Genomic DNA, 18,870 nt, shown 5'->3' on the forward strand with positions numbered 1-18,870 from the left:
AATCCATTTTCTGCTTCGGAGGAGGGGTGGTTTTCGGTCATACTTTCCCCATGTCGGTTCTCACTCGATACCAGACGCGAATGGCGGTGCCCGGCCGGGATGAGCCGAAGCTCGGCCGCCTGATCGTCGCCTGCTGGCGCGAGGCCTATCCCGGCATCCTGCCCCAGCCGCTCCTCGACGGCATGAATGCCGACCGCGAAACGGCGAAATGGCGCCACAGTCTTCGCAACGGCATCGCCTGGATCGCGGAGCAGTCAGGCGAGCCGGTGGGCGTCGGCCATATCGATGGCGCGGAGGTGACGACGCTCTACACCCGCCGTGCCGATCAGGGCATGGGGCTGGGCGCCGAACTCCTGTTCCGTCTCTTCGATGAAATAACCTGCCTCGGCCGCCGCGAGGCCTTCCTCTGGGCGCTCGAGAAGAACGCCCACGCTCGCGGCTTCTACGAGCGCATGGGCGGCCGTCTCGTCGCGCGCCGTCCTGTCGGCTTCGCGCGCTACCCGGACATCATGGAAGTGCGATACGATTTCGTGCTGGATTGAGCGCGAAGTGAAAGCTCAATCCGCCGCCTTCAGTCCCTCGCGTGCCCACTCGCCCAGCCCCGCGATGGTGCGGTCGTAACAGGCGAGCCCGTTCATCAGCACATTCTCCTGCCACGATTTCCGGCGCGGCGCGTAGTCGTCGCGAATTTCCTCGAAGTAACCGGGGGCCTCCGGCGCGTCGAAGCCGCCGACGAAGCGCAGCCAGCGTTCCAGCATCGGCACGCGCATGGCTTTCGCGGCATTGTTCTTCACCTGCGCCGAACGGAACTCGATCACCGCCCCGCTGAATTGTGCCTGCCGCGCCAGCATATCTTCGATGCCCCAGAACATGATGCCGCGCCGCGTTGGCCGCTTCGATCCCCACATCGCATCGACCGTCTTCGGGTCGAGCGCCTCGCGGCCCCACCAATGTGCCGCCCGCGCGAAGCCGGGGCCCTTCGGATCGGAGAAGCAGAGATAGATGAGTTCGCCGTCGCCCGCAGGCCCCGAATGCCAGTCGATGAAGCCCACGCGATGCGCGCGCGAAAGCTCGCGGGCGACGATTTCACGCATGGTAAGGTTCGACCATTCGGGCGCCGTCCCGCCGAAATGATAGCCGTCGGGATGCGTGTATTGGCCGCGGCTGATCGCATCCTCCAGCGCCCACTGCCCGTGCCGCTCGATGAAGCGCGCGCCGCCTGTCAGCATTTTCTGGATCGCGGCCTCGTCCATCGTGTCGGGACAGAGAACGGGATGAAGTTCGTCGTAAAGCGGGTTCTCCGGATGCGGCTTCGAATGATCGAGAAAATTGCGGTTCACATCGACGTTGTTTTCCGTGCCCCTGAGGCCCCACGCGAAGCCAAACGGGTTCACCGCATGAACCAGCAGCACGGCGACGCCTTGCGGCAGCGAAGCGGGCCCGCCCTCGCGGATCCACGCCGTCTGCACCGCCGAGCCGCCATAGCCTTCCGCGCCATGCGTCCCGCATGTATTCAGCAGCACCGTTTCCGCATTGGCGGGGCCGAACCAGGCCGTATCGGTGAAAAGCCGCGTTTCTCCGGGCCCCTTCGCATGTGGATTCTCGTAGGAGCGGAGCCGCCCTCCGGCCGCTTCGGCCGCAGCGAGAAAAAGGGCTCTCGCTTCCGCATAGGTTTCGGAAAATAGGGCGCTGGCCTTCATGCGTTTCCGTCTTTATCTGCGGGCTCTTTCCGCGACCCGTCCGGGGATGCTAACAAGGATATATCCATTCTCGCCCCCGCTGCCTATATGACGCGTGCAGGCAAGGAAACGCAAGAAAGCTTGCCAGGCTCCCACATTTCCGAGGATTTCCCATGCCGCTCGCCTCGCGCCTAAAGGACAAGACATTGCTCAAGACCCGCTGCTACATCGGCGGCAAATGGGTGGGGGAAGGCGCGAAGCAGATCGACGTGCTGGATCCGGCGACGGGCGGCGTGATCGCCACCGTGCCCTCGCTCGGTGCTGCGGAAACGAAGGCCGCCATCGAGGCCGCGGAGATCGCGCAAAAATCATGGGCCGCCCGTCCCGCAAAGGAACGCGGTGCGATCTTGCGCCGCTGGTTCGACCTCATGATGGCGAACCAGGACGATCTCGCGGCGATCCTCACGGCGGAGCAGGGCAAGCCGCTCGCCGAGGCGAAAGGCGAAATCGCCTACGCCGCCGCCTTCATCGAATTCTACGCCGAGGAGGCGAAGCGCGTTTACGGCTCCATCGTCCCCGCGCCGACGGCAGACCGCCGTATCGTCGTCCTGAAACAGCCCGTCGGCGTCTGCGCTGCCATCACGCCCTGGAACTTCCCCGCCGCCATGATCACGCGGAAGGTCGCACCGGCGCTCGCCGCCGGCTGCGCAATGGTGGTGAAACCCGCCACCATGACGCCGCTCTCCGCCTTCGCGCTTGCCGAACTCGCCGAACGCGCCGGGCTTCCCGGCGGTCTTCTCAGCGTCGTCACCGGCAAGGCGGGCGAGATCGGCGGCGAGATGACGTCGAGCGGCATCGTCCGCAAGGTGACCTTCACCGGCTCCACGGAGATCGGCAAGGACCTGATGCGGCAATCGGCATCCACCGTGAAAAAGATTTCGCTGGAGCTTGGCGGCAACGCGCCTTTCATCGTTTTCGACGACGCCGATGTCGACGCGGCGGTCGAAGGTGCGGTCGCTTCGAAATACCGCAACACCGGCCAGACCTGCATCTGCACCAACCGTTTCCTCGTGCAGGCGGGCGTCTACGACGAATTCGTCGAGAAGCTCACGGCGAAAGTCGCCATGCTGAAAGTCGGCTCCGGTTTCGAGGAAGGCGTCGTGCAAGGTCCGCTGATCGAAATGGCGGCCGTCGAAAAGGTCGAGGAGCATGTCGCGGATGCCGTCGCGGGTGGCGCGAAAGTTCTCACCGGCGGCAAGCGCCACGCGAAGGGCGGCACCTTCTTCGAACCGACCGTCATCGCCGGCATGAAACGCGATATGAAGGCCGCGCGGGAGGAAACCTTCGGGCCCCTCGCGCCCGTCTTCCGCTTCGAAACGGAGGAAGAGGCCATCGAAATGGCGAATGACACGCCGTTCGGTCTCGCTTCGTATTTTTACAGCCGCGACATCGGCCGCGTTTGGCGCGTCGCGGAGGCGCTGGAATGCGGCCTGGTCGGCGTCAATGCTGGATTGATTTCCACGGAGCTCGCGCCCTTCGGCGGCTTCAAGGAGTCCGGCGTCGGCCGCGAAGGCGGTCCGTGGGGGATCGAGGAATTCCTCGAAGTGAAATATGTTGCAATGGCGGGGCTCTGAGACATGAACGCTGACGATCAGAAGAAGGCGGCGGCTGTCCGCGCGCTCGACTATGTGAAGCCCGGAATGAAGCTCGGCCTCGGCACCGGTTCCACGGCGGAACATTTCGTGCGCGCGCTGGGTGAAAAGGTGAAGGCGGGCCTCGATGTCGTCGGCGTGCCGACATCGGAGCGCACGGGCAAGCTCGCCGCCAGCCTCGGCATTCCGCTCACCAATCTCGACGACACGCCGCATCTCGACATCACCGTCGACGGCGCGGACGAACTCGACGGCAAGCTCCGTCTCATCAAGGGCGGCGGCGGCGCGCTGCTGCGCGAAAAGATCGTCGCCACGGCGTCGGACCGCATGATCGTCATCGCCGATGCCTCGAAGCTCGTGAAGACGCTCGGCGCTTTCCCGCTTCCCGTCGAGGTGATCCCCTTCGGTGCCGCCGTGACGGCCCGCAAGATCGCGGAAGTCGCGAGCGCCCATGGCTGCACCGGCAGGATGTCCCGCCGCGCCGACGAATATGGCGAGCCCTTCTTCACCGACAGCGAAAACTTCATCTACGACTGCGACTTCGGCTCCATTCCGGATCCGGACGGCCTCGCCGCGGCGTTGAACCGCATAGCGGGTGTCGTCGATAACGGCTTGTTTATCGGCATCGCCGCTTTGGCCATTGTCGGAACGGACAAGGGCACCGATATCATCGAGGCGTAATAGGAAAAGCGGAGCCGGCGGCATGACCGAATACGACTACGATCTCTTCGTCATTGGCGCGGGCTCCGGCGGCGTGCGCGCGGCCCGCATCGCGGCGAACCACGGCGCGAAGGTCGCGGTCGCCGAGGAATATCGCGTCGGCGGCACCTGCGTCATTCGCGGCTGCGTCCCGAAAAAGCTCTTCGTCTATGCAAGCCACTTCTCGGAAGATTTCGAGGAAGCGAAAGGCTTCGGCTGGACCGTCGGCGAAACCTCCTTCGACTGGAAGACGCTCGTCGCCAACAAGGACAAGGAAATCGACCGCCTGAACGGCATCTACATCCGCAATCTCGAAAAGGCCGGCGTCGAGATCATCGAGTGCCGCGCCACGCTGAAAGACGCGCATACGGTGCATCTCGTCGGCGAGAAGCGCGATGTCACCGCGGATAAAATCCTCGTCGCGGTCGGTGCCGCTCCCTTCCTGCCGGACATTCCGGGCATCGAACACGCGATCACCTCCAACGAAGCCTTCCATCTGGAAGAGCTGCCGAAGCGCGTCATCGTCGTTGGCGGCGGCTACATCGCGGTCGAATTCGCCGGCATCTTCAACGGTCTCGGCGTGCAGACGATGCAGCTCTATCGCGGCTCGCTCTTCATGCGCGGTTTCGACAACGATCTGCGGGAGTTGCTGCAGGAGGAGATGAGCAAAAAGGGCGTCGATCTCCGCATGAACAGCGACATCGCCGCCATCGAGAAGAAGGACGGCGAGCTTCACGTCAAGCTCACGAATGGCGACGAGTTGAAGACCGACGCCGTCATGTATGCGACCGGCCGCAACCCGAACACGAAAGATCTCGGCCTCGAGGAAGTCGGCGTGCAGCTCGGCATGGCGGGCGAGGTGATCGTCGACGATTATTCGAAGTCCTCCGTCGACAACATCTATGCCGTCGGCGATGTCACCGACCGCGCCAACCTCACCCCCGTCGCCATCCGCGAGGGCCACGCATTCGCCGACACCGTCTTCGGCGACCGGCCCACCAGGGTCGATCACTCGATCATCCCGACGGCCATCTTCTCCCAGCCGGAAATGGGCACCGTCGGCCTCACCGAGGCGCAGGCCCGCGAGCAATATGACGAGGTCGACATTTACAAGACCGCCTTCCGCCCCCTGAAGGCGACGCTTTCGGGTTCGCAGGAAAAGACCTTCATGAAGCTCGTCGTCGACGCGAAATCGGGCAAGATGCTCGGCGTCCACCTGATGGGCCCATCCTCCGGCGAACTCATCCAGGCCGTCGGCATCGCCGTCACCATGGGCGCCACCAAGGCCCAGTTCGACATGACCATCGCCGTCCACCCCACGGCGGCCGAGGAACTGGTGACCCTGAAGGAGAAATGGCAGGCCCCCGTGGTCAAGGCGGCGGATTAACCGCTTTTCCACGTCCCTGAACCGGATCAAGGGCTTAGGCTTCCCTTTAGAGCCCTTGTGGCCTATAACTCCGCCTTCCATATGAGGAGCGTGCGGCGCCGCCGGGCATCAGCCCCGAAGCCCGCGCGCTTTCTTGCGTTTCGGAGAGAAGACGATGGCTGATACCTGGAAACCGGAGAGCTGGCGCGCCAAACCCGCGAAGCATCTCCCGAGCTACCCGGATGAAGCGGCTCTGGCCGCCGTGGAAGCGCGTCTGCGCTCCTATCCGCCGCTCGTTTTTGCAGGTGAGGCCCGCAAGCTGAAGGCAGACCTCGCCGAGGTCTGCGAGGGCCGTGCATTCCTCCTCCAGGGCGGCGATTGCGCCGAGAGCTTCGCCGAATTCTCCGCCGACAATATCCGCGACACGTTCCGTGTGCTGCTGCAGATGGCGGTCGTGCTCACCTTCGCCGCCGCCTCGCCGGTCGTGAAGGTCGGCCGCATCGCCGGCCAGTTCGCGAAGCCGCGTTCGTCCGCCACCGAGACCATCGGCGACGTCACGCTGCCGTCCTATCTCGGCGACAACATCAACGGCATCGAGTTCGACGAGAAGTCGCGCGTGCCGGACCCAGAAAGGCTGCTCCGGGCCTACTCGCAATCGGCCTCGACGCTGAACCTCATCCGCGCCTTCGCGAATGGCGGCTATGCCGATCTCGATTTCGTGCATCGCTGGAATCTGGGCTTCGTCTCCGACAGTGCCGAAGGTGCGCGCTACGAGGAACTCGCGAACCGCATCACGGAGGCGCTCGACTTCATGCGCGCCTGCGGCATCGACAGCGCCACGCAGCATCAGCTTCACACGACGGATTTCTACACCAGCCACGAGGCCCTGCTGCTCGGCTACGAGCAGGCGATGACGCGCATCGATTCGACCACGGGCGACTGGTACGACACCTCCGCCCACATGCTCTGGATCGGCGACCGCACGCGCCAGCCCGATCACGGCCATGTCGAATACATGCGCGGCATCAAGAACCCGATCGGCATGAAATGCGGCCCCTCGCTCGATCCCGAGGAGCTTGTGCGTCTCACCGATATTCTCAATCCGAAGAACGAGCCGGGCCGCCTGACGCTCATCTGCCGCTTCGGCGCGGAGAATGTCGAGAAACACCTGCCGCAGCTCATCCGCGCCATCGAGCGTGAGGGCAAGAAGGTGGTCTGGTCCTGCGACCCGATGCACGGCAACACGATCAAGGCGTCGTCCGGCTACAAGACGCGCCCCGTGGACCGCATCCTCGCCGAGGTGCAGGCCTTCATGGCCGTGCACCGCGCCGAAGGCACCCATGCCGGCGGCGTCCATTTCGAGATGACCGGCCAGAACGTCACCGAATGCATCGGCGGCGCGCAGGCGATTTCGGAAACGCAACTCGGCGACCGCTACCACACGCATTGCGACCCGCGCCTTAACGCCAGCCAATCGCTGGAACTCGCCTTCCTCATCGCCGAAGGCCTGAAGAAGGAGCGCATGGAAGCCCAGCGCGAGAGCGGCTCCGTTGCCGCCTTGGGTGCGTGGTAACGGCGGCACACGGATTAAAATTAAAAGGCCCGGAGCGATCCGGGCCTTTTTCTTTGCGCTCATGCGCGGTAGAAAAGGGAAGGGGGATAAAACAGGGAACGCCCGTGACCCCTTCATCCCGACTGAAATTCCTTCATCTTCTGCCCGCCGCGCTCGTCTTCCTCTGCGCCGTCCCTGCACAGGCGAGCGGGTTCCGCGCGCCCGGCCCGGAAGACCGGCTTCATGCCGTCTCGGTCTTTTTCGGCGAGGGCACGGAAGACAATTTCAGCGACGTGGTGGAAAACTTTTTCATTGTCGACAAGACCGACGACAACATCGTCTCCGCCGCCGCCTCGCGCCTTCTCGGCTGGTACGGCACTTCGCTCAGTTTCGAGGCCGAACTCATGTATGCATGGCACTTCGGCCGCGAAGACTATCACGAGATCGGAACGGCGGCTTATGCGCGCTGGCATCGCTTCCCGTGGAACGATTATCTCGCCACCACCTTCGCCGTCGGCATGGGCCCCTCATACACGAGCCGCTATCCCGAGCTGGAGCGCCAGCCGGATGGCAGCCGTTCGCGCGTGCTGAACCAGTTCAACCTGCAGGCCACATTCGCGCTGCCAGCTCATCCCGAAACATCGCTGGTCACCCGGCTTCAGCATCGCTCCGGCGTCTTCGGCGCGTTCAATGGTGTCACCGATGCCTCGAACTTCATCAGTGTCGGCCTGCGCCACGAATTCTAGCTGACCTTGATAAGCCGCCGCCCCAGATTCTCCCCCTCGAACAGCCCGATGAAGGCCGCCGCCGATCCCTCGATCCCTTCGGACACATCTTCCGTATACTGAAGCTTGCCCTCGTGGATCCATCCGGCCATCTCGGCCTGCGCCTCGCGGAACCGCTTGAAATAGTCGAACACCACCAGCCCCTCCATCCGCAGCCGGTGCGTGATGAAGCGCGTCACGTTGCGGATACCGACGAGTTCGTCATCCGCCCGGTTGTATTCGCTCACCTGGCCCGAAACGACGATCCGCCCATGTTCCTTCATGTTGAGGATCGCGGCGTCCAGCATCTCGCCGCCCACATTGTCGAAATAGATATCGACACCCTCGGGGCAGGCACCTTTGATCGCCGCGCGCAAATCGGCGCCGCGATAGGAGAAGCACTCGTCGAAACCGAGACCCTTCACATAGTCGCATTTCTCCTTCGAGCCCGCGATGCCGACGACCCTGCAGCCCTTCATCTTCGCGATCTGCCCGGCCGTCGCGCCGACGGGCCCGGCCGCCGATGAAATCAGCACCGTGTCGCCTTCCTTCGGGCTCCCGAGTTCCAGCAACCCGAAATAGGAAGTCAGCCCCGGAATGCCGAGCACGCCGATGGCCGCGGTCGGCCTGAGCTTCCCGTGAAACATCTCCGGCGCCAGTACCTGCACGCCACGCCCGTTCGACACCGCATGTGTCACCCAGCCGAAGCCGCCCGTCACCCGGTCGCCCGGCTTGAACTTCTCGTTGTTCGACGCCTCGACCACGCCCACCATCGCGCTGTCGATGGTCTCGCCCACCGGCAGCGCCGCCGTGTAGCTGTCGCCCGAAAGCCGCCCGCGCATGCCGGGATCGACGGAGTGAAACTCCGTGCGGATGAGAATCTCGTGCTCGCCGATATCCGGCAGCGTCACATCCTCCAGCCGGAAATTCTCCGCCCTCGGCTTCCCCTCCGGCCGTGACGCCAGCACCCAGCGTTTCGCTTTTGTTGGCATTTTTTGTTCCTCCCTCACTTCTCTTCGTCATTGCGAGGAGCGAAGCGACGAAGCAATCCAGGGGGCCGCAGCCGCTGCGCTTGCCGCTCTGGATTGCTTCGCTTGCGCTCGCAATGACGTTCTTGTTTATCAGACCGCCTTGTCCGGTCCGATCTTCACCAGCATCTTGCCGAAATTCGCACCCTTGAAGAGATTGAGGAACGCCTTCGGGGCATTCTCGATGCCGTCTTCCACCGTCTCTTCCCACTTCATCTTGCCGCCTTTGATGAGCGGACCCATCTCGGCGAAGAATTCCGGCAGGTGCTGGAAATAGTTGGAAACGATGAAGCCCTGCAGGCGCAGGCTCTTGCCGACGATCTGGATGAGGTTCGTCGGGCCCGGCCGCGGCTCGGTATCGTTGTACTGCTCGATCATGCCGCACAGCGCCGCCCGCCCGTTCACCCGCATTGCGTTGATCGCGGCTTCGAGGTGCTTGCCGCCCACATTTTCGAAATAGACGTCGATGCCTTTCGGGAAAGCATCGGCCACCGCCTTCGTCAGGTCGCCGCAGGTCTTGTAGTTGATCGCGGCGTCGAATCCCAGCTCCTCGACGATCCAGCGGCACTTCTCGTCGCTACCGGCTATACCCACCACCCGGCAGCCCTTGAGCTTGGCGATCTGCCCGGCCAGCGAGCCGCAAGCACCGGCGGCAGCGCTGATCAAGGCAGTCTCGCCGAGTTGCGGTTTACCTATTTCCAGCACGCCAAAATAGGGCGTCAGGCCCACCGCGCTAAAAATGCTCACGTGATAGTTCAACGGAAAGCCATTGTCAGTACTGACTTTGTAGACCTGCTCGCCACCCACCACGCTGAAGTCTTCCCAGGCGTTACAGGCAATCCCCACAACATGGTCGCCTTCACGAAAATCCGGATGACGGCTTTCGATGACCCGACCCAGGGTCGAACCTCGAATGGCCTCGCCCAGAGCAATCGGCGCAAAGTAGCTAGCTTTCTCGCTCATCCAGCCACGAATGGCCGGATCCATCGACAAATAGAGGTTTTCCAGAAGCACCTGGCCTGGTCCAGGACGGCTAACCGGCACTTCGCGCAAGTGAATGTGCTCGGGGGTCGGAATGCCCTGTGGTCGGGCGTGCAGATACAACTGGCGATTGAGCAATTTTTTCACAGCGGATTCTCTTATTGTTCGGTTTGCCGCTCACATGGAAGTGAGGGCTATTGAGCCGTCCAGCCACCATCGATGCTGACCAAGCTGCCATGCATGAAAGACGCCGCATCGGACGCCAGCCAGAGCACCGCCTGAGTCACTTCATCAACTTCACCGAGACGCCCGACCGGATGCAGGGCCGTTAGTTTAGGCAGCAATTCATCGACATCCAGACGGTTCTGCAACATGGCAGTGCGGATAACTCCAGGGCAGATCGCATTGATCCGCACGTTATGCCGAGCATATTCAACTGCTGCGGTTTTGGTCAGCCCCGCCACCGCATGCTTGGTCGCGTTATAGGGTGCCGAACCTGGCAACACCGTAAGGCTCAATGCTGATGCGGTGTTGACGATCACACCGCCACCCTGCTTGAGCATCTGTTCGATGGAGTACTTCATGCACAGCCAGACCGCCTTGAAGTTGACCGCGACGATCTGATCGAACTCGGCTTCGACCACATCGGCAGTCAGGGCGTAACCGCCACTGATACCTGCGTTGTTGTGGACAATATCCAACCGCCCCCAACGCCGCACGGTCTCGGCAATCAGCTCGCGCATCTGCTCGGCCTGGGTCACGTCAACGGCACGAAACGCAGCCCGCCCGCCCGCTGCCTCGATCTGCGCCAAGCACTGTTGGCCCTGGTCGTCACTGATATCCGCCAGCATCACCCAGGCACCTGCACGGGCGAAGGCCTGTGCCGTGGCAGCGCCGATGCCCGAAGCAGCCCCTGTTACCAGCACCACTTTGTCTTTGAACTGCATGACCCGCTCCCTTAGCTCAGTGCACTCACACGTGATCCCATGGCGGCATGCCAGCGGGCTAAATTGCCACAACGTCCACTATTGAGCCCCTGTCCGACCTGCGCACCGAATTCCAGAAAGCAGAATAGCAACAGGTCGGCCACCGTCAGACGCTCGCCGCAAATGAAGGTTTGCGTGCCTAGCTGCTCATCCAGCCAGCACAGCCCCTCGCCAGCAGCCAGCTTCAGCTGATCGGCAGCCTGCGGGTAGCACCGCACACGGTTCTTGAACAGCTCGAAGCCTTCGGCGGCACGAAATCCCGCAGTCATTGGCTGAACCACCGCCTGGTCGACCCGCCGCAACCACATGCGCGTCTGCGCCCGCTGCAGGACTGTCGTGCCGATCAACGGGGGACACGGAAAAATCTCTTCCAGGTATTCGCAAATCGCGGTGGTCTCGCTGATAACCTGGCCGGTGCCCAACTCAAGAACCGGCGTGGTACCGCTCGGGTTGAGCGCGAGGAAACCTGCTTGGCGATTTTCGCCACCGATGATATCGACGTCGACTATCTCCAACTGGATGCCCTTCTCCGCGGCGAACATCCTAACCAACCGCGGATTGGGCCCGATCGAACTGTAGAGCTTCATCCACTCGACTCCCTAGCTCAGCGGCTCAGAACTGCACGCGCTTGGTATAACCGCCATCGATGATCAGGTTGCTGCCGGTGATGTAGGACGCCATCGGGCTGGACAAGAAGACCATCGAGCGAGCCACGTCCTCGACCTTGCCAAAGCGGCCCAAGGGCATTTCAGACAGGGTCTTGGCATACAGCTCGGGCATTGCTTCCTTGATCGCCGTCCAGTTGCCACCCGGGTATTCGACCGGGCCGGGGCAGATCATGTTGACGCGAATATTCTTCGCCGCCCACAACTGCGATAGCTGTTTGCCGTAGGTGATGATCGCCGCCTTGATGGCATTGAACGCTTGCGGATAGATAAAGGTTTCCACCGCAGCGGTACTCGACATCAGAATTACCGAGCCTTCCTTGCTGGCAGACAGAGCTTCTTCAAGCGTCTGGCAGCCGGTCACGGCGCCCATCATGTCGAGACGGAAGCTCATGTCCCAATCCATAGTGCCCTGGGCACCCGAAGAACTGGCGTTGTGGATGAAGATATCGCAGCCCCCCAGGCGCTCTACCGCAGAATTCAGCCAGGTCACATAGGCCTCGCCGTCGTTCATGTCAAAGGCATCGCCATAGACCTTGACCCCATGCGCCTGCAGCGCTTTCACCGTGTCCGCAACGCGCTGCGCGTCACGGGAGAAGAAGGCGATGTCGCAGCCTTCTTGCGCATAAAGCTCCAGGGCTGCACGACCGATACCGCGGCTGCCGCCATTGATGATGACTTTTTTCCCGCGAAGTCCGAGATCCATTGATTTAGCTCCTCAGCGTAAGTTGATTGACCGACGCATGCCGGTCGTAGTCGTAGTCGTAGTTAATTCGTAGGCTGATCAAGGCGTGCCGCCCAGTTCAGGCCGCGACGCAGCAGTTCGTAGAACATTGGGTGATCCCAGGCGCAGCGATCGACCTGCGGCCAGAAGTCCATCAGCGGCCGCAGGTCGTAATGCCCGCGACAATGACCGAGGGTCAGGTAGAGCACGGCCCCTTTGCCCAATGGCCGCAGGTAAAGCACCGGATGGCGCTCGGCCCGCCACTGATCACGGACGAATCCAGGGGTTTCACCCTCGAATGCGGTATCCAGCAGCACCTCGACCTCGGCCGTCATGTCCATAAGGTAGCGCTCGTCGGTGATCTCAAACGCTTCGATGCCGCGTACCAGCGGGTGCTCGGGCTTGGCCACTTCGACCCGGAACGGCGCGATCGGTGGATGCGCGGCAAACTGCGAGCCCAGTGTCTCCATCAGGTGCGGCGCCCAGTCGGGGGTGTCCACCTGGCCATTGTCGAGAAAGCGCAAAATCGAGTTGGTGCCGTGCAACGCATACCAGCGCCCACCCAGCTCTAACCATTCGCGCAGAGCGACCTGCTGCTCCAGACTGGGAATTACTTCACAGGTGTAGGTCAGCAGAAAGTCAGCCGCCTGAATAGCCGTAAGGTTTGCGTAGTCCTCGAACACCCGCACACGGATACGCTGGTTTTCGCCAAGCAGCTTGAGCAGCTCCAGGCGGGCGAAATCGATGTCGTGGTATTTTCCGGCCGCCACCACAACACAATCAATTCTGCCTGTTTGTTTGCTTTCTATGTCGTTGCTCTGCTCCATGACTGATCCTCAGGCGTCAGTTTTGGCAGCCAGTGCCTTTGCCACAGCAGCGCCCACATCGGCACTGGTCGGATTGCCGCGCAACTGCAGGCCACCATTGATTTGCAGGTTCTCACCAGTCATAAAACACTCATCGCTGGCCAGCCACACAGCGGCGGCAGCGATATCCGCCTTGGTACCGATACGGCCCAACGGATAGCGCCCGAGGAAACACTCATGCACGCCCGGCGTAGCCATAGCTTGCGCGGTCATCGGCGTTTCGGTCAGGCCGGGGGAAATCGAGTTGGCACGGATACCGCGACTGCCGAACTCATTGGCCACGCAACGCAGCACATGGTCAATACCAGCCTTGGTGCCAATATAGGCGGCGTAGTTCTCGATCACCGCCTGGGTCGTGGCCGAGCTGATCTGAATGATCGAGCCGCCGCGATGCATCGCCTCGATCACCGCCTGAAGGAACAGGAAGGGGCCTTTAAACTGCAGAGCGGTAATCCTCTCCAGCTCGCCTTCAGAGGTTTCAAGAAAACCCTTGGTCAACCCCCAGCCCGCAGTGTTCACCGCGATATCGAGCCCACCGCCCCAGGTCAGCACATGGGCGGTCAAGGCTGCCAGATCGGTTTTGCTGGTGATGTCGCACTGGAAATACGAGCCCTTGATTTCATCGGCGAAGCGGGACATTTCGTCCACATTACGCCCTGCCACCACCACCCTCGCCCCCTCGGCGACAAAGCGCCGGGCAATGTCCTGACCCATGTTGTCATGGCTGTCGGCACCGATGACCAGTGCGATCTTGTCTTGAAGTCTTGGCATCAGATAGCTCCCCCTGTGACTGCATTAGCATTGGAATCGTTCTGCGGCGCACGCTTAATGCGTGCGGATTCACCCTGAAGCAGGAAGTGGGAAAGTGCCGGTACCAGGATCAGGGCGCCGAGCATGTTCCAAGCAAACATAAAGGTCAGCAGAATGCCCATATCGGCCTGGAACTTGATCGGCGACCAAGCCCAGGTAATCACACCGGCGGCCAGAGTCACGCCGACCAGTGCAACCACCTTGCCTGTAGTCGCCAGTGCCTTCTTGTAGGCTTCGGCCACCGACATCCCGGTACGCTGGAAGGCCAACTGGATACTCAGTAGATAGATCGCATAGTCGATTCCGATACCAACCCCCAAGGCAACCACTGGCAGGGTCGCAACCTTGATGCCGATCCCCAGATAGACCATCAGCGCTTCGGCAAGGATCGAGGTAAGAATCAGTGGAACCAAGGCCACGATCACAGCGCGCCAACTACGGAAGGTGATCAGACACAGCAGAGCCACGGCGGCATAGACGTAGAGCAACATCTGCCGGTTGGCTTCCTTGACCACGATATTGGTCGCTGCGTCGACGCCGGAGTTACCCGCAGCCAGCAAGAATTTGCGATCCTCGGTGTCATGTTTGGCGGCAAACTCACTAGCCACCTTGACGACGCGATCAAGAGTCTCAGCCTTGTGGTCGGCTAGGTAAGCCACGACCGGTGTCAGCGTGCAACTGGTGTTCAGGTACTCTGAGTTCCAGGACACCGCATTGCCAATTTGCGCATCGATGATGCCTTGATTATCACTGATGGTGGACCATTTCGGATTGCCCTCGAACATCCCGGAGGTATAACCGCGCACGGTGTCCGCCAGCGAGGCAGTTCGCTGTACGCCAGGGACCTGAGATAGTTCCCAACCAAGGCGATCGACCTCGGTCAGAGTCTCGTAGGAGCGACAGCCATCGTCACCGGTCTTCACCATCACAGCGAACACATCGCTGGAAATACTGTAGTGCGAAGTTATGAACGCATTGTCCAGGTTATAGCGTGAGTCCGGGCGCAGCTCAGGCGCACCGGCATCCAGATCGCCGACCTGCAGTTGCAGCGAGGTCATAAAACCCCAGCTCCCCAGCGCGAAGCTAACCAGCAAAGCACCGACAGCCCAGCGGCGCTCGGTAAACCGCTCGAGGGTCAACCATACATGGCCGAAACCCGATGCATGCTGGGAGTCGGCTTGCTCCACTGCCAAACTGCGTTGCGCCGCCTTGGGTGTAACGCCGACGTAAGAAAGTAATACCGGGATAAGAATCAGGTTGGTGAAAATCAGCACCCCAACACCGATACTGGCGGTCAGGGCCAGTTCGCGAATCACTGGAATATCGATAATCATCAAGACGGCGAAGCCAACCACGTCCGCCAACAACGCAGTCATACCGGCCAGGAACAGGCGGCGAAACGTGTAGCGGGCGGCGACCAGACGATGGGTGCCCCTGCCAATGTCCTGCATGATGCCATTCATTTTCTGCGCACCATGGCTGACGCCAATAGCAAACACTAGGAATGGCACCAACATGGAGAATGGATCGAGGTTGTAACCAAACAGCGCCACAAGCCCTAATTGCCAAACTACCGCCATGATCGAACAGCACAGAACCAGCAACGTACTGCGGATGCAACGGGTGTAAGAGTAGATGATGGCTACTGCAATAATCACGGCAGCCAGGAAGAATAGCGCTACCTTTTCCAGCCCAGCGATAAGGTCACCGATCATCTTGGCGAAACCGATCACATAGATGTTGACCTTTGCATTCTCACCCTCACCATAGCGCTGCCGGATCTCCTCGATCGACTGCGACAACTCCTGGTAATCCACCGTCTTACCTTCAGCATCCCTGGCCATTAATGGCACTATGATCATGCTGGAGCGATAGTCATGCGCCACTAGGCTGCCGACTGCATCAGCACGCCCGATGTTGATGCGCAGGTCTTCGATCGAACGCGCTGAGCCGTCGTAGTCATTGGGCAATACCGGTCCACCGGTAAAGCCCTCTTCGGTGACCTCAGTCCAGCGCACCACGGGGGTGAAGATCGACTTCATCCAAGGCCGGTCGACACCATGCAGGATGAAGACCTCATCATTGATCTTGGCCAATTCGGCCAGATACTCAGCATTGAATATATCGCCGTCCTTGGCCTCAACCACAATGCGCACCGAGTCACCGAGACCGCGCAGTTCGCTGCGGTTATCAAGGAAATTCCTAATGTACTCCTGCCCGTGCGGCAGCATCTTTTCGTAACTGGCCGCGATCTTCAGATCGCGCACTTGCAGCCCGAGAAACAACGTGATCAGCACACAACTGATGATTATCAGCACGCGGCTGTTAAAGATCAGCTGCTCAAGTAGGCTCCCTGAACGACCATCAAAGTCCTTGAGATCTTTGATCACATCCATTTTTTCTGCATTAGTGACGGTAGCCATAGCCAGCTCCCAACAAGGTGGACATCTGATCAGCAGAGCGTTCGACTACAGCACTCGATTCCTTGGTTTTAATGGCCAACAACGTCATCGTTTCACGCTGTACGCCAGTCGCGCCGACCAGTGTCAGGTTGCCATCCACCCTGGCAACTAGGTCAAAGAACGGCATCGACTTCTTCAGCTGCACGCGTGTGAAACTTTGACCTTCATCCGTACTCAACTCCACTTCACCAGCCAGACTGGTCAGCAGCAGATGCCCTCCTAGTAAGAACACCCCTGCAGTAATCCCAGCTTGACTGTCGATTGGGGTACGCACCCAATTTGCGCCCTCATCGGTCGAGCGAAACACACTGCCACGCATACCAAAAGCGATCAGGCTTTTTCCATTACTGGCCGCGCCGAACAAGGTGCCGGCATAGTCGGTTGGGATCGCAGCGAATGCCATTTCATCCAGACCCATGCGCCAGACCATGCCCTGCTCACCGGTGATATAGAGCGCCCTCGCATCATCGCTCAGCGAATAGAAATGCAGCTCATTCGGATTGTCGACTCGGTGCAGCCAGGGCTCCCAAGTCTTGCCCCCGTCGACCGTTTTAAGAATCCGGTTAAACAGCCCGACTACAAAGCCGATTTTCTCATCAAGAAAATGTACCGCCATTAGTGGCTGAGTACCGCCGTAGCCAATCAAACTTTGCTCGCGATCAATAAACAGTTGCGCATTTTCCAGCGCACCACCACGTGCTTTGTCCGTGTAGTACTCAAGAATCAGCGTGGATGCCTGATGTCCATCCAGTTGCCGCTCCCAGGTTAAACCACCGTCCTTGCTATGCAAGACTACCCCGCCATGGCCCACGGCCCAGCCGTGCTGCGCCGTGGGAAAACTCACGGCTACCAAATCACTACTGACCGGCACTTGAGCTTGTTTCCAGCTATGACCACCATCCTCAGAAAGAGCAATATGACCACGCTGCCCGACTGCCACCGTACGCTCACCAGCCATAGCAACAGCGATCAGCGGACTCATGAGCATTTTCTCACTCATTGCCGCCGCAACCTGCGTCGGATCTTCAAACGCCTGAGCATAACCACAGACAATTAGCCAAGTGCTCAGCAAGAAGACCCTGCAGCAATAAATAGCAAAGACTCGCATCGAAACTCTCCTCACACAGCAGCTCCTGAAGTAGCAGGGCTAACGCCTTGCTACTAGGAGTTCGCGTACATATTCTACAAACCGGGATCAGCCTGACTCAGAGAGAGGAACGGCTGAGTGATTACGCCGCTCCACCCCATTAAGGCTTAGCGAATACCACCACCAGTCAGCGCCGAAGCCGAGAAGGTATTCGTCGGTACGGGATCGGAGGTATACCAGCCGGTCTTCCCTGTCGAATAGGCCTGACGGGTATAAGCACCACTCGCCAAGTCATACACTGCGAACTGGCCGCTGACATGACCTGCCGACTCGTAGAACGGGAAGGATTCGGACTGCACGACACGGTAGACCTTGCCAGTGCTGTCGTAGGAGTCCGCCATGCCTACTCCGAGGTAGTCCTCATCCCAGTAAAGGGTCCGAGTCGGATAGATGTGACGCTTACCGGGCTTCAGCTTCGCGTCGACCACCCAGACCCGATGCAACTCCCAGCGCACGCAATCTGGGTTGATGAAGTTAGGCGTATGCACCACATCCTTGCCGCACTTGGTCTGATCCTGGATCTTGAACATATTGTACGGAATGTACATTTCCTTCTTGCCGACCAGGGTGAAGTCATATCGATCAAACGCACCGTAGAACACCGAGGAATCATCGACCGTACCGATACCCGCACCTGTCGGCGATGGCGTGTCGTAAGCGACGTCCGGCGACAGTTTTACCCGACGCTGACCAACTACATAACTCCAGGCACGGCGTGCGTTGGTAATCATGTTGATGCCATCGTGCAGTACCAGCTTCTCCCCTGCCTTGCGCGCCGGAGCGTTGTAGTCCGCCCGCAGCATCTCGTTGATTTCGTCACCGACCAGCTTCTCGTTCTGCTTCTCAATCCATAGCGGATACTGGTTCCACTGCTTCCAGCCAGCGGTATTGATCACAGTGCCGTTGGCATCGACCACTGTGGTCATCAGATCGTCAGCACGGAATGCAGCCTGTTCGAATTTGAAGATGCGATTCCACATGACTTCCTGACCGGTCTTCGGGATCGGGAACGGTGCGCCAGCCCAGCAATTGCTGACGGACAAGCCTTCGGGGGTCAAAGTACAATCAGTGGCATTCTTCTTGCTGTTTTCCAGATAGAAGTCCGGATAGCGCGCCGTGCGATGCGTCGGATAGACATCGATACGGAAGTTCGGGTATTTGGCAAACAGCGCCTTGGTCCCTTCAGTCAATTTGTCCGCATGCTCGGCCATGTTGGCAGACGTAACCGTCAATACCACAGGCTCATCGGCAAACGGGTCAGGCCGAATGCCTGGGGTGCTCGGGTCATAGTTGGCGGGGGGCTGTATCCCGCCGGTGTAGGCTGGAATGGTGCCTTCCGCGTTACCGGCAACCTCGGCCCCCCAGGGAGTGAGGGTAGTCCCCAGCTGCTTGGCTTCCTCAGGAGAAACGGCGGCCAGCAGTGAACCGCTGACAACCATGCCGATGACTGCAGAGAGCAGTTTGATTGTGTGCTGCATCTTGTTTGCCT

The 18,870-nt window shown here is 60.4% G+C and carries 17 protein-coding genes; 6 read left to right on the plus strand and 11 right to left on the minus strand.

The genetic code is table 11. From position 1 onward, the window contains the following. The first annotated feature begins 50 nt into the window (after window positions 1–50). On the plus strand, window positions 51–542 hold the full coding sequence (locus Q8K09_RS07130; protein WP_305254273.1) for a GNAT family N-acetyltransferase: 492 nt from the start codon (window positions 51–53) through the stop codon (window positions 540–542). Window positions 543–557: 15 nt separating this feature from the next. Here the strand turns inward: Q8K09_RS07130 and Q8K09_RS07135 are convergent, their stop codons facing one another. Then, window positions 558–1,700, minus strand: coding sequence for a M14 family metallopeptidase (locus Q8K09_RS07135; protein WP_305254274.1), 1,143 nt, complete (start codon window positions 1,698–1,700; stop codon window positions 558–560). A gap of 152 nt (window positions 1,701–1,852) precedes the next feature. On the opposite strand from Q8K09_RS07135, the gene Q8K09_RS07140 reads away from it, so the two are divergent. From Q8K09_RS07140 to Q8K09_RS07160, 5 genes are all read left to right on the plus strand, one after another. Further along, window positions 1,853–3,313 carry an NAD-dependent succinate-semialdehyde dehydrogenase gene (locus tag Q8K09_RS07140; RefSeq protein ID WP_305254275.1) on the plus strand — a complete coding sequence of 487 codons (1,461 nt, stop codon included), beginning with the start codon at window positions 1,853–1,855 and terminating at the stop codon, window positions 3,311–3,313. Between the two features lie 3 nt (window positions 3,314–3,316). Beyond that, on the plus strand, window positions 3,317–4,012 hold the full coding sequence (rpiA, locus tag Q8K09_RS07145; RefSeq protein ID WP_305254276.1) for a ribose-5-phosphate isomerase RpiA: 696 nt from the start codon (window positions 3,317–3,319) through the stop codon (window positions 4,010–4,012). Between the two features lie 22 nt (window positions 4,013–4,034). Continuing rightward, on the plus strand, window positions 4,035–5,417 hold the full coding sequence (gor, locus tag Q8K09_RS07150; RefSeq protein WP_305254277.1) for a glutathione-disulfide reductase: 1,383 nt from the start codon (window positions 4,035–4,037) through the stop codon (window positions 5,415–5,417). 154 nt (window positions 5,418–5,571) lie between these two features. Further along, entirely contained in the window at window positions 5,572–6,969 is a 1,398-nt protein-coding gene (locus Q8K09_RS07155; RefSeq protein ID WP_305254278.1) for a class II 3-deoxy-7-phosphoheptulonate synthase, read from the plus strand. Between the two features lie 104 nt (window positions 6,970–7,073). Further along, entirely contained in the window at window positions 7,074–7,694 is a 621-nt protein-coding gene (locus Q8K09_RS07160; RefSeq protein ID WP_305254279.1) for a hypothetical protein, read from the plus strand. On the opposite strand, the gene Q8K09_RS07165 is transcribed toward Q8K09_RS07160, so the two are convergent. The 10 genes from Q8K09_RS07165 to Q8K09_RS07210 form a co-directional block, all read right to left on the minus strand. Then, entirely contained in the window at window positions 7,691–8,704 is a 1,014-nt protein-coding gene (locus Q8K09_RS07165) for an NADP-dependent oxidoreductase (protein WP_305254280.1), read from the minus strand. The two genes, Q8K09_RS07160 and Q8K09_RS07165, sit on opposite strands and share 4 nt — an antisense overlap. A gap of 129 nt (window positions 8,705–8,833) precedes the next feature. Further along, window positions 8,834–9,859, minus strand: a complete 1,026-nt coding sequence (locus Q8K09_RS07170; protein ID WP_305254281.1) for an NADP-dependent oxidoreductase — start codon at window positions 9,857–9,859, stop codon at window positions 8,834–8,836. A 56-nt stretch (window positions 9,860–9,915) separates the two neighbouring features. Further along, complete coding sequence (locus tag Q8K09_RS07175; RefSeq protein ID WP_305254282.1) at window positions 9,916–10,668, minus strand: glucose 1-dehydrogenase; 753 nt, start codon at window positions 10,666–10,668, stop codon at window positions 9,916–9,918. Window positions 10,669–10,679: 11 nt separating this feature from the next. After that, window positions 10,680–11,294 carry a glutathione S-transferase family protein gene (locus Q8K09_RS07180; protein WP_305254283.1) on the minus strand — a complete coding sequence of 205 codons (615 nt, stop codon included), beginning with the start codon at window positions 11,292–11,294 and terminating at the stop codon, window positions 10,680–10,682. A 25-nt stretch (window positions 11,295–11,319) separates the two neighbouring features. Beyond that, window positions 11,320–12,078: an SDR family NAD(P)-dependent oxidoreductase gene (locus tag Q8K09_RS07185; protein ID WP_305254284.1), complete on the minus strand. Its 759-nt coding sequence runs from the start codon at window positions 12,076–12,078 to the stop codon at window positions 11,320–11,322. Between the two features lie 62 nt (window positions 12,079–12,140). Then, window positions 12,141–12,923, minus strand: coding sequence for a ThuA domain-containing protein (locus Q8K09_RS07190; RefSeq protein WP_305254285.1), 783 nt, complete (start codon window positions 12,921–12,923; stop codon window positions 12,141–12,143). A gap of 9 nt (window positions 12,924–12,932) precedes the next feature. Beyond that, complete coding sequence (locus Q8K09_RS07195; protein WP_305254286.1) at window positions 12,933–13,733, minus strand: SDR family NAD(P)-dependent oxidoreductase; 801 nt, start codon at window positions 13,731–13,733, stop codon at window positions 12,933–12,935. Then, complete coding sequence (locus tag Q8K09_RS07200) at window positions 13,733–16,195, minus strand: RND family transporter (protein WP_305254287.1); 2,463 nt, start codon at window positions 16,193–16,195, stop codon at window positions 13,733–13,735. Before Q8K09_RS07200 ends, Q8K09_RS07195 begins: the two co-directional genes overlap by 1 nt. After that, entirely contained in the window at window positions 16,179–17,342 is a 1,164-nt protein-coding gene (locus tag Q8K09_RS07205) for a YCF48-related protein (RefSeq protein ID WP_305254288.1), read from the minus strand. Before Q8K09_RS07205 ends, Q8K09_RS07200 begins: the two co-directional genes overlap by 17 nt. A 146-nt stretch (window positions 17,343–17,488) precedes the next feature. After that, the gene (locus tag Q8K09_RS07210; RefSeq protein WP_305254289.1) at window positions 17,489–18,859 is read right to left on the minus strand and encodes a DUF1329 domain-containing protein; all 1,371 of its coding nucleotides are present in this window, start codon (window positions 18,857–18,859) and stop codon (window positions 17,489–17,491) included. Window positions 18,860–18,870: the final 11 nt, after the last annotated feature.

The sequence above is a fragment of the Pseudomonas sp. genome (assembly GCF_030683065.1).
Lineage (GTDB): Bacteria > Pseudomonadota > Gammaproteobacteria > Pseudomonadales > Pseudomonadaceae > Aquipseudomonas.